This window comes from Paraburkholderia sp. SIMBA_027 (assembly GCF_046535315.1).
Taxonomy (GTDB): Bacteria; Pseudomonadota; Gammaproteobacteria; order Burkholderiales; family Burkholderiaceae; genus Paraburkholderia; species Paraburkholderia tropica.
Genome location: NZ_JAWRWY010000013.1, coordinates 40,289 through 52,078 on the forward strand (window position 1 = coordinate 40,289; position 11,790 = coordinate 52,078).

10 protein-coding genes are annotated in these 11,790 nt (G+C 67.2%); 1 reads left to right on the plus strand and 9 read right to left on the minus strand.

The annotated features are described in order from the left end of the window. Positions 1-18: 18 nt before the first annotated feature. The 8 genes from deoC to SB764_RS24140 all read right to left on the minus strand — a co-directional run bounded on the left by deoC (position 19) and on the right by SB764_RS24140 (position 8,586). Positions 19-1,062, minus strand: coding sequence for a deoxyribose-phosphate aldolase (gene deoC, locus SB764_RS24105; protein WP_065065007.1), 1,044 nt, complete (start codon positions 1,060-1,062; stop codon positions 19-21). A 204-nt stretch (positions 1,063-1,266) separates the two neighbouring features. Further along, positions 1,267-2,889: an FGGY-family carbohydrate kinase gene (locus SB764_RS24110; protein WP_410865163.1), complete on the minus strand. Its 1,623-nt coding sequence runs from the start codon at positions 2,887-2,889 to the stop codon at positions 1,267-1,269. 54 nt (positions 2,890-2,943) lie between these two features. Next, complete coding sequence (locus SB764_RS24115; RefSeq protein WP_183717586.1) at positions 2,944-3,672, minus strand: SDR family oxidoreductase; 729 nt, start codon at positions 3,670-3,672, stop codon at positions 2,944-2,946. Positions 3,673-3,692: 20 nt separating this feature from the next. Further along, positions 3,693-4,949, minus strand: coding sequence for a sugar ABC transporter permease (locus SB764_RS24120; RefSeq protein ID WP_410865165.1), 1,257 nt, complete (start codon positions 4,947-4,949; stop codon positions 3,693-3,695). 11 nt (positions 4,950-4,960) lie between these two features. After that, positions 4,961-5,782 (minus strand): ATP-binding cassette domain-containing protein, encoded by an 822-nt coding sequence (locus tag SB764_RS24125; RefSeq protein ID WP_065065004.1) that lies wholly within the window; start codon positions 5,780-5,782, stop codon positions 4,961-4,963. A 91-nt stretch (positions 5,783-5,873) separates the two neighbouring features. Then, positions 5,874-6,932 (minus strand): sugar ABC transporter substrate-binding protein, encoded by a 1,059-nt coding sequence (locus SB764_RS24130; RefSeq protein ID WP_065065003.1) that lies wholly within the window; start codon positions 6,930-6,932, stop codon positions 5,874-5,876. A gap of 129 nt (positions 6,933-7,061) precedes the next feature. Continuing rightward, complete coding sequence (locus SB764_RS24135) at positions 7,062-7,997, minus strand: AraC family transcriptional regulator (protein ID WP_244144405.1); 936 nt, start codon at positions 7,995-7,997, stop codon at positions 7,062-7,064. A gap of 397 nt (positions 7,998-8,394) precedes the next feature. Next, the gene (locus tag SB764_RS24140; protein WP_074985976.1) at positions 8,395-8,586 is read right to left on the minus strand and encodes a hypothetical protein; all 192 of its coding nucleotides are present in this window, start codon (positions 8,584-8,586) and stop codon (positions 8,395-8,397) included. 280 nt (positions 8,587-8,866) lie between these two features. On the opposite strand from SB764_RS24140, the gene SB764_RS24145 reads away from it, so the two are divergent. Next, the gene (locus SB764_RS24145) at positions 8,867-10,885 is read left to right on the plus strand and encodes a trypsin-like peptidase domain-containing protein (RefSeq protein ID WP_410865168.1); all 2,019 of its coding nucleotides are present in this window, start codon (positions 8,867-8,869) and stop codon (positions 10,883-10,885) included. A 16-nt stretch (positions 10,886-10,901) separates the two neighbouring features. Here the strand turns inward: SB764_RS24145 and SB764_RS24150 are convergent, their stop codons facing one another. Then, complete coding sequence (locus SB764_RS24150; RefSeq protein WP_183039256.1) at positions 10,902-11,420, minus strand: DJ-1/PfpI family protein; 519 nt, start codon at positions 11,418-11,420, stop codon at positions 10,902-10,904. Positions 11,421-11,790 lie beyond the last annotated feature (370 nt).

An 11,790-nucleotide genomic window follows, 5' to 3' on the forward strand; every position in this document is an offset into this window, starting at 1 on the left:
GCGCGCGGCTCGCCGCGATCAGGCGACGGGGTGGCGATGGAACGCGGAATAGCGCCCGCTCACGTAATGTTCGAGCTGGCGCTCGATATCGGCGAGCAGACTCGACGCGCCGAAGCGGAACAGCTCCGGTTCGAGCCAAGGCCGCCCCAACTCTTCCTTCATCAGGATCTGGTACGCGAGCGCCGATTTCGCCGTGGAAACGCCGCCCGCAGGTTTGAAACCCACCAGCGCGCCGGTGTGTTCGCGATACTCGCGGATCATGCGCACCATCACGAGCGAGACGTCGAGCGTGGCGTTCACGCCTTCCTTGCCCGTCGACGTCTTGATGAAGTCCGCGCCCGCCATCATGCAGACCATCGAGGCCTTCGCAATGTTCGACAGCACGCGGATGTCGCCGGTCGCGAGAATCGCTTTCAGATGCGCCTCGCCGCAGGCCGCGCGAAACTCGCGCACTTCGTCGTAAAGCGCGCGCCAGTTGCCCGTGAGCACATATTCGCGCGTGACGACGATGTCGATTTCGCGCGCGCCGTCGGCCACCGAGGCTTCGATTTCCTTGAGCTTGAGCGCGTGCGGATTGAGCCCCGCCGGAAAGCCCGTGGAGACCGCCGCGACCGGAATGCCGCTGCCATCGAGCGCGTCGACGGCGGCCGCCACGAAGCGGTGATAGACACACACCGCGCCGGTCTGGATCGACTCCGGCGCCATGCCGAGCGCCGCAAGCAGGTCGGCGCGCACCGGATGCCGCGCCTTCGCGCAGAGACGGCGCACGCGGCCTTCGGTGTCGTCGCCGCTGAGCGTGGTGAGGTCGATGCAGGTGATGGCTTTCAGCAGCCACGCGGCCTGCGCGTCTTTCTTGACGGCGCGGCGTGTGCCGAGCGTGGCCGTGCGGCGTTCGACGGCGGATTGATTGACGCGCAGCGCGTCGATCCACGCCGTGTCGAACGCCGTGCCGGGATTGCGCTCGATATGCGCGGCCTGCGTGCCGGACACGACAGACGCGGCGGGCGCGGCGTGGCGCAACGCGACGACGGATTGCTGGGAGGCTTCAGACGCTGTAGGCATACGCTTTGAGCTGGATTAGGCTGGCGCGGTCTGGCGAGCGAATTTGTGCAATGCACATCAAACCGTGATGGTTTATTTGCACTCATCCTATACCGATGAAACGATCGTGACAATACTCGTTACAATCGTATCGCTAACGTTAGCAAGCTGACGTTAAGCAAGCCGGCGTGAGCAATCTGTCGCGGGGCCTGCGTCGAAACCTCGTCAGCGGATCGCGCGCGCCACACCTTGCAGCTGGCGAAACGCGTCGTAGCGCGCGTCGTGCAGCGCGGCGATTGCACCGGCGGCGGGCGCATGCGTCGCGCCGATCCGCGACATCGCGGACATCGCCGTGCGCACGTCGCCATACATCCCGCCCGCCACGCCGCCGAGCATCGCCGCGCCGAGCAGCACGGGTTCGTCGGCTTGCGTCACGAGCACGGGTTTGCCGGTCGAATCGGCGAGCAACTGGCGCACCAGATCGAGCCGCCCGGCCCCGCCGCTGATCACCACGCGATCGACCGCCGCGCCCGCCGCCGCCTGCACCTCGATAATCTGCCGCAGCCCGTAGCCGATACTCGCGATGCCCGCGATATAGAGCGCGACGAGGCTCTCGCGATCCGTCTCCATGCCGAGGCCCGCGATCACCGCGCGTGCGTGCGGATCGGCGAACGGCGCGCGGTTGCCAAGGAATTCGGGCACCACGTGCAGCCCGTCGGCCAGCGCGATCGCGCCGGAGAGATCGCCGCCCTGTTGCGCCGCGAGCGAGGCCAGCATGACCGGCAGCGACTGCCCTTCGCTCGCCGCGCGGCGCTGCATCTCGGGCGCGAGCGGATGCATCGCGAGCAGGCGCTCGATGGCCGCGCCCGCCACCGACTGGCCGCCTTCGTTCAACCACGTGTGCGGCACCATCGCCGAGTAATACGGACCCCAGACGCCCGGCACGAACACCGGTTCGCGCGTGGTCGTCATCGTGCACGACGAGGTGCCGAACACGTAGGCGAGACACGATTCGGGCGCGCCGTCCGCGCCCACGGTGCCGATACCGCCCGCGTGCGCGTCGATCACGCCCGCCGCCACCGGCGTGCCCGCGCGCAAGCCGAGTTCGGCGGCGGCCTGCGCGGTCAGTCCCTGTCCGAGCGGCGTGCCCGGTTCGACCACGCGCTCGCCGATGCGCACGAAGCCTTCGTCGGCGAGCACGTCCAATCCCACCGCGCGGAAATAGCTCTCGTCCCAGCGCTGTTCGTGCGCGAGATAGGTCCACTTGCAGGTCACGGTGCAGGTCGAACGCGCGAGGTCGCCGCTCGCGCGCCACGTGAGGAAATCGGTGAGATCGAAGAACTGCCAGGCGGCGTCGAACACGGCGGGCCGATGTTCGCGCAGCCACAGCAGCTTGGGCGTTTCCATCTCCGGAGAAATTTTGCCGCCGACGAACTTGAGCACCGCGTGGTTCGTCGCGTTGATACGCTCGGCCTGCTCGACGGCGCGATGATCCATCCACACGATAATGTCGCGCTGCGCCTCATCGGACGGCCCCACGGGCAAGGACTGGCCGCCTTCGCCCAGCACGACGAGCGAACAGGTCGCGTCGAAACCCATCCCGGCAATCTGCGTCGGCTCCACGTTCGCCTGCGCCAGCGCGTCCTTCACCGACCGGCACACGGCGTTCCAGATTTCGCCGCTCGACTGTTCGACGATGGCGCCGCTTTCGTGAAAGACCGTGATGTCGTGCTTCGCAGAGGCCACCATGCGGCCGTCCGGATCGAAAATACCGGCGCGGGCGCTGCCCGTGCCGACGTCCACGCCGATCGCGTAACGCGTGGCGGCGTTCAAGGTGTCAGAGGTCATGGCTCATTCAACAGGAAAAATAGATCGCGGCAAATTACCTTGCATCCCTGATGATCAGAGATCGACACTGCTCGGCAAAATCACGAGGTCGCGAATCGTCACGTTGCGCCCGCGCGTGAGCATGAACACCACCGCTTCCGCGACCTCGACCGGCTGCATCAGGCTGCCCGCGGCCAGCGCCTCTTCCATCTTCGCCTTCGGCCAGTCGTCGAGCAGCGCGGTCACGACCGGCCCCGGCAGCACCGCGCCCACGCGCACGCCGTGCTTCGCGACCTGGCGGCGCGTCGTATGCACGAAGGCCTGCACGGCGAACTTTGACGCCGTGTAGATCGGCTCCCACACCACCGGCACCACGCCCGCGACCGAACTCGTGAAGAGAATGTCGCCCGACTTCTGCGCGACCAGATGCGGCAGCACCGCATGCACCGAGCGAAACGCGGCGTTGACGTTGAGATTGAGCATGCGGTCCCATTCGTCGGGATCGCCGCTCGTCACGTCGCCGCCCACATAAGTGCCCGCGTTCGCGTGAAAGATGTCGAGACCGCCCGCGAGTTGCAGGATCTTCGGCAGCATCGCCGAGACTTCCGCGGGTTGCAGCAGATCCACCTGCAAGGGCAAGGCGTTCGGACCGAGTTCGGCGCAGCACGACGCGAGCCGATCCTGCGCGCGGTCGATCAGCACGACTTTCGCGCCCTGCGCGATCAGCGCGCGCGCGCATTCGAAGCCGATACCCGACGCCGCGCCCGTGATGGCGGCCACCTTCCCTTTCATCGATTCAGACATGGAGTCTCCGGATTATGGTTTTACGCGCGGCCGTGCGAGACACGCGAGCGGCGCGCGAGCGAGTCGACGATCACCGCGATCGCCAGCACCGCGCCGGTAATCATGAAGCGCAGCGACGACGAGAGATTGAGCAGCGTGAGGCCGCTTGCGATCGACTGGATCACGATGATGCCGAGCACCGCCGACCACGCGCTGCCGCGTCCGCCGAACAGGCTCGTGCCGCCGATGACCGCCGCCGCGATGGCATTGAGGTTGACGTCGCCGGTGCCGGCCTGCTGACTCGCCGAAGCGAGCCGCGCCGCCGTGAGCACGCCGCCGAGCGCGGCGAAGCTCGCGCACAGCACGAACGCGCTCGTATAGATGGCGCTCACCTTGATGCCCGCGCGGCGCGCCGCTTCGCGGTTGCCGCCGACGGCGTTCATCGAACGGCCCCAGCGCGTGCGCTTGAGCGCGTAATCCATGGCGACGGCGAGGCCGAGGAAGACGGCGAACATCAGCGGCACGCCGCGTCCGCGATCGAGATAGCTGACAACGACTTCGAGGAACACGGTGAGGATCGCGCCGCGCGCCACGAGGCTGCCGATCGACGGCGCCGAGAGCCGCGCCGCGCGCCGACGCTCGCGCGTGCGCAGTGCGGTCAGCACGATGGCCACGCCTGGCAGCAAGGCGATCACATGCGAGACCATCGCCGGAATGATCATCAGCTGGCCGAAGTTCACCATCGTCGAACCGTACGGCAGATTGATCGAGCCGTCGGTGCCCAGCACGTAGAGTTGCAGGCCGAGAATCGCCAGCAGGCCCGCGAGCGTCGAGACGAAACTCGGCATGCCGAGCCGGTTCAGCAGCAGCGCGTAGAGCGCGCCGACGATGCCGCCCACCACCACGGCGGCCGCGATGGCGAGCAGCACGGGCCAGCCCTGATTGACCCAGAGCGTGCCCACGAGCGCCGAGGCGAAGCCGCTCATCGAGCCGACCGAGAGATCGATCTCGCCCACCAGCAGCACGCAGACGATGCCGAGCGAAATCACGCCGACCGTCGAGCAGTCGAACAGCAGATTGACGAGATTGTCGGCGGAAAGAAAGACCGGATTCAGGCTCGTGAACACGGTCCAGATGATGACGAGGCCCACGATCACGGGCAGCGAGCCGAGATCGCCCGAGCGGATCCGGTCGACGAAAGCGGAAACGGTGTCGCCGAGACCGGCTGCGTGCTTCACGCGCACGTCGCTGCGGTCGAGCAGCGGCGAAGGCGGCGCGCTATGGGTGTCCTTGCTCATGATGGTGCCTTTCACTGTACGTCCTGTTGCGATTGCGGCGTGGCCGCCTGGCGGCGTCCCGCGCGGCGCGAGACGGCGTTTTCGGTCGCGCCCGTGATGGCGGCCACCAGTTCCGCGTTGGAGGAATCGGGATAGAACACGCCGTTGTTGCGGCCGAGGCGCAGCACCACGATGCGGTCCGCGACGGCGCGCACGTCTTCCATGTTGTGACTGATCATGATGACCGCGTGACCCCGGTCGCGCACGCGCTCGATCAGGTTCAGCACTTCGGCGGTCTGCGCGACGCCGAGCGCGGCCGTGGGTTCGTCGAGCATGATGAGTTTGGGATCGAGCAGCAGCGAACGCGCGATCGCCACTGTCTGGCGCTGGCCGCCCGAGAGCGACGCCACCACGTCGCGCACGCTCGGAATGCGCGCCGACAACTCGTTGAGCAACGTCCACGCGCGCACTTCCATCTGCACTTCGTCGAGACGCAGCGGGCTCAGCTCGCGGCCGAGAAAGATGTTGGCGACCACATCGAGGTTCTCGCACAGCGCGAGGTCCTGAAACACGGTGGCGATGCCGAGATCGAGCGCCGTCGCCGGATCGGAGAGCACGACATCCTGGCCGCGAAACGTGATGGTGCCGGCGCTCGGCTGATGCACGCCCGCGAGAATTTTCACCAGCGTGGATTTGCCCGCGCCGTTGTCGCCGACGAGGGCGACCACTTCGCCCGCGCGCACGTCGAGCTCGATATCGGTCAGCGCGGACACCGCCCCGAAGTGCTTCGAGACGCCGCGCAGGCTCAACACGATTTCGCCCGGCGGCGCGTGGGGCGTGGAGGGTTCAGTCATGAAAGGAGACTCCTGAGTGCTGCCGGCGGGACCGGCGCGTGCCGCGCCCCGCCGTCGATACGATGGCTCTACGACCTGCTGTTCAAGTCAATTAGTTAGCAATACCGAGTTTCTTGCAACCATCCGCGTAACGGCCCGTGCACAGATCCTTGCCGCTCGCGAAACCCTTGTCGACGACTTCCGCCTTGAGGTTCTTCGCCGTGATGACGGCCGGCTTGAAGAGTTGCGTGGGCGTCTTGTAGAGCGTCGTTTCGCCCTTCGGCGTCTGGCCCGAGAGGAAGCTCACGGCCACCTTCGCCGCCGCGCCCGCCACGATCTCGCTGGGCTTGAGAATCGTGTTGTACTGGTCGCCCGCGATGATCAGTTGCAGGCCCGCGAGCGTCGCGTCGTTGCCGGTCACGGGCGGCACGGGATTCACGCCGGCGGCCTTGAACGCGGCGATGGTGCCGCCCGCCGTGCCGTCGTTGGCCGCCACCACGCCCACGATCTGCGTGCTGAAGCGCGTGATCTGGCCGCTCACCCACTGCTGCGCCTTGGGCGGCGCCCACTCGGGCGTGTCGTATTCGGCGAGCGTCTTGAAGCCGCTGCCTTCGAGCCCTTCGTGAATGCCCTTCTTGATGAGCCCTGCCGCGGCATCGGTCGGCGAACCGTTGACTTCGAGCACGCCGCCCTTCGCGGCCGCCACGCCGCTTTCCTTGAGATGCTGCACGAGCGACTGCGCGATCGACTTGCCGATCTCCTCGTTATCGAACGACACGTAGTAGTCGGCGGGCGTCGACGGCACCGGACGGTCGTAAGCGATGACCTTGATGCCCTGGCTCTGCGCCATGTGCACGAGCGAGGCGGCCGCCGTCGAATCGACCGGATCGAGCACGATCACTTTCGCCCCCTGCGAGATCACCGAATTGAACTGTTGCTGCTGTTGCGAAGCGTCGGCGTTGGCGTTCTGGTAAAGCACCTTGCAGTCCGGACAGAGCTTGGCCATCTCGGCCTTGAAGCCCGGAAAGTCGTGCTGCTCGTAACGCGTGGATGCATGATCGGGCATCAGGAACGCGACCGTGCCGCCGGGCGCGGCGTGCGCCGCCTGACCGACCGTGAGCGCGGCGCCCAGCAGGGCTGCGCCGATCGCGAAGTTCGAAAGCGTGTTCATCGGGTGTCTCCGTTGTTTTGAAAAATTGTTGGATGATTTTTAGGTGCGACCGGGTGACGGAAACGAATCCGCCGCTAAAACACCTGCAAACAGACGTGAAAGGATGCGTGCCGTCGAGCGCTCGACGCGCTAGACGATCGCCGCGCCCTGCGCCGATTCACTCGCGCTCGCCGCATTCACGCGATGCCACGCGCGCCAGCGCGACGGCGGCATATCCTTGAGCAACAGAAACTGGCGATTGAAGTTCGAGAGATTATTGAAACCGACGCGATAACAGATATCCGTAATCGTGAGCTGCCCGGACAACAGCAACTGGCACGCGAGATCGATGCGCAAGCGGTTCACGTACTGCACGAACGGCAAGCCCGTGTGCCGCCGGAAGTAACGCGAGAACGCACTCACGCTCTGCCCCGACAGTTCCGCCAGCTCCGTCTCGCGCAATTCCTGCGACAGGTTCTTGCCGATGAACGCCAGCACGTGATTGATGCGCGTGCCCGCATAGCGCGTCGGATCCGCGCGATAGGCGGCGCTCGCGAGCTTCGCGGGTTCCACGCCTTGCGCGAGCAATTCGAACAGTTCGATGAACAGCACGATGCGCCGCAGCCCTTGCGCACCGAGCATCTCGCGCATGATCGGCTCGGCGGCCGCGCCCGTTTCGGGCGTGAACAGCAAACCCCAGCGCGACGCGTCGAGCAGCGGCGCGACGCGCCGGAACTCGGGAAAGGCGTCGATCGTGCGCGCGATGAAGTCCGCGTCGAATTGCAGGACGAGGCAACGTTCGTCGACGCGCTCGCCGCCCGCCACGCTGCTCACCCAGTTATGCGGCAGGTTCGCCCCCATCATCACGAGATTGCCGGGCTCGAAATTGCCGATGTAATCGCCAACGAAGTACTTGCCCGTCGTCGAGGTGATCAGGTGAATTTCATACTCGGGATGAAAATGCCAGCGCACCGTCCGGTACGGATAGCCGTGCGACCAGACCTTGAACGACTCGTCGCGCGGCACGGCCACCAGTTCGAGGTCCGGCTGGTCCATGCGCGCGGGACGGCCGTCCTTGTGCGCCATGGCTTGCGCCGTACCCGGGTGACTTGCTGGCCTCTCCGCTTGCATCGCTCCTCCTGCGCCTTTTGCTGGTTTTTTCTTTGCGGCTCGCGGCCCGCGCGAGGGCGGCCGCCATGGTTGAAAAAGTAACCGCATCAGCGGCGCTTCACCACTGAAAATAAGACCGCCAACTGATACTTTTTTGCATTCGGGTAAGTCCGTATCGTCGGAAAAGTCAACTTTTGTGCAGGGCAACAGCGTTGCCGATGCCTTGCGCATCGGCGGTGGAAAACGGGGTCACAGAAGCCGCGACGTCATCGAGAAAGGAATCGCGGGACGAAAAAAAACGCCTGCCCGCAGATGCGAGCAAGCGCCGGTCCGGCATGCGGCGCGCCAAGCACGCGCCGCTATCGCGGGACGATCAATAGCCGTAACGCGGTTGATGATGACGCGGACGTTGATGATGCCAGCGCACCGGATGGCAACGGCGCTCAGGGTGGCCATGAATCCACACGCGGTGGCATTCCATGCGCGGATGTGCGCTGGCAGCTTGAGGAATGGCGATCGCCGACGTGGCGACCAGGGCGGCGGCGAGCATGACACGCTTGAGCATGGGGACTTCGATCTCCGGTTTGTGGATGGGGCCCGGATGGTGCCACAAAGCGCGCGAGCGCGCAGTCGCGGCCACAGGATGCGGGCGTCGATCGTATCGATCACAACGATGGCGTCGATGGCGCGGGTCGCATCGACGGCATCGTGCGTGCGCTGGAAAACAAATGCGTCCCCACTGAGCGCGCGGCGCGTCTACACTGTTTTCGTGGACCCGCTCGGACGTCGCCCGCCGATACCGCGCCGTCCACTCGTCAGCATGATGACCATCGGGGAGGTGTCTTGTGCTACGTCTCTTTCCTCTGAACGCCGCGCGCCCTGCCGCCGCGGCCGCGCTGGCGTGCGCCGGCCTCTGCAGCGTCGCGGGTGTCGCCGCCCAGGCGGCAACATCGTCGACATCGGCCGCGACGATGCAGCCCGCATCGGCCACGTCGGCTTCCGCCGCGTCGAAAAAATCCGCCAAGGCCGTCGCGAAGGCCAACGCCGCGCAACGCCAAGCGCTCGCGCCCACGACGGTGCCTGCAACGGCGTCCGCCCCCGCACCAACGCCCGCTGCGGACACGGCGTCCGACTTCTCCACCTTCGTCGATCGTTACGGTCCGGCCGTCGTGCACGTGAGCGCGCGCGCCGCCGACGATCAGACCGCGCCGCCCGAGCAGGAAGCCATCGACGCCGACGACCCGTTCTCCGCGTTCTTCCGCCGCGCGCAGCATGTGTCACCGAACGCGCGGCCGAACACGTTCCCGAACGGACTGCCGAACGCCCAGACAGGCGCACCCATCCAGGCCGGCGCGCCGCGCGTGATGACGGGCGCGGGCTCCGGCTTCATCGTGAGCCCGGACGGTCTCGTCCTCACGACCGCGCACGTCGTCGACAACGCCGGGGACGTGACCGTGCGGCTCACCGACCGCCGCGAATTCAAGGCCGAAGTCGTGGCCGTCGATACGCAGAGCGACGTCGCCGTGCTGCAGATCGACGCGCACGACCTGCCGTTCGTGAAGCTCGGCGATTCGTCGAAAGTGCGCGTCGGCGAACCCGTGCTGACGATCGGCTCGCCCGACAGCTTCCAGAACACGGTGACGGCGGGCATCGTCAGCGCGACCTCGCGCACGCTCGCGGATGGCCGCGCGTTCCCGTTCTTCCAGACCGACGTGGCCGTGAATCCCGACAACTCGGGCGGCCCGCTGTTCAATCGCGCGGGCGAGGTGATCGGCATCGCCGTGCAGGTGTATGCCGACGGCGAGCGCTACGCGAGCCTGACGTTCGCGATTCCGATCGACGCGGCCAGCGCGTTCCGCGCGCAACTGGCGCAGGCCGGGCGCGGGACCACGGCGAAAGCGAACCCGAACGCCAGTGCGAACGCCGAGGCCAGCGACGGCGACGGCGCGGGCGGCGCGGCGCCCGCGAAGGCGCGCACGACGTCGACGTTCGGCATGCATGTCGAGGACGTGAGTCCTGGCATCGCGGCGGCGCTCGGTCTGACGCACGCGAGCGGCGCGCTCGTCGACAGCGTCACGCCGGGCTCGGCGGCGGCGTCATCGGGACTCAGGGCGGGCGATGTGATCGTGAAGGTCGGCAACACGGCGGTCGTGGAGTCCGGAGCGCTGGCCGCGCAACTGGCCGCACTGCCGCCCGCCACGCCGACGTCGCTGCGCTTGATCCGCGGCCGCCGCGTGATGACGGCGAGCTTCGCGAATGCGGCCGCCGACGCCAACAGCGACACGGCCGACACGGACACCGATGCCGCCGCGGACCTGAACAGCAACGCGAGCACTAACAGCGGCGGCAATGGCGCGTCCAGCACCGGCGCGAAGCTCGCGGGCGGCGCGACGCTCACCGACAGCGTGGCCGCGAATCCGGTCACGAGACCCGGCGCGGACAACGGCGCGGGCGCGGGACCGGGCGCCAACATCGTGCCCGTCGCGATGCCGGTCGCGCGCGCCGCCCCGATCGCCGACACGGCCGTCGCGGCGCGGAGCGCGGGCGGCAATGCTGCGCGCGCAGGCGCGAATGCAGGCGGCAGCGGACGCGCCGTCGCCGACCGCCTCGGCCTGACCACGCACGCGTTGAGCGAGGCCGAACGGCGCTCCACCGGACTGCCGCTCGGTCTGATGGTCGACGCCGCGAGCGGCCCCGCCGCGCACGCAGGCATCCAGGCGGGCGACGTCGTACTCTCGCTCGACGACACGCTCGTCGAGACCCAGCAGCAGGCCGCCACGCTCGAAGCGGTGGCGAGCAAGAGCGTCGCCGTGCTGATTCAGCGCGACAACGCGCGGAGCTTCGTCTCGGTGAAGCTGCGCTGATGTCCGGCACGCGCGCTCAGGACGCGAGCGCGCCGCCGATCGCATTAAGACCGCTGAGCCCGCCGCCCATGCCGCCACGCACGTCGAGCAGCGGCAGGCCAGCGGCCGCGAGCAGCAACCGCCCTTCCGCCAGCGCCACTACCGCCTCGCTGCGCCGCCCCTCGCGCGCGAGCCACTGGACGAGGCGCGCGTCACGCACGGCGTCGGGCGTGCCCGCGCCGCCCGCGACGAACAGCGTGTGAAACGCGCCCGCGTCGCGCGCCTGCTCGACGCACTCGGTCAGGATCACCACCGACGACGCGCTCTCCACCGGCCCGCCCGCCGCCGAGAGCGACACCATTTCGAAGGCCGCCGCGTCGTCGTCGGACTGAAGCTGCGCGAGGGCGTTGGCTGCATCGTAGATCTCGATGATGGCCGCCACATCCGGCAGCGCAAAGCCCTTGAACAGCACGAAACCGATGCGCTTCGCCTTCGCCGCTTGCGTGCCGACGCACGGATCGGCCACGAAGTCCGTTCGAACCGCTTGCTGTGACATGCCTTGCACGATTGCTCTCCCCAATCGAGTCCGCCGTTGATGATGCGTGTGTCTTCGCAACATCAATGCCAAAGCGTGTGCCAACGCTCGCATCCGCGTGGAAATGGCCTTGCGGCACGCCGATCCGACGATTTTCGCGTGAAGATATGCACCACGCATTGCGCGTTACGTAACGGCGCGGACCATCGTGGACGTGACGACAACCCTGGGGGGCGCCTGGCGGTTTCCTGTTGGCGTCACCCGGCGTCAAAGGTTTCCGATCAGAAACGCCCGCTCTCGGCGCCAGCCTTTCTCGGCGGGAAAGCCTGCTTGAGGCATGCGCAATTTTCGCGCTGGCCGAATTCTCCGAAACTAGGCATCAACGCGCGGA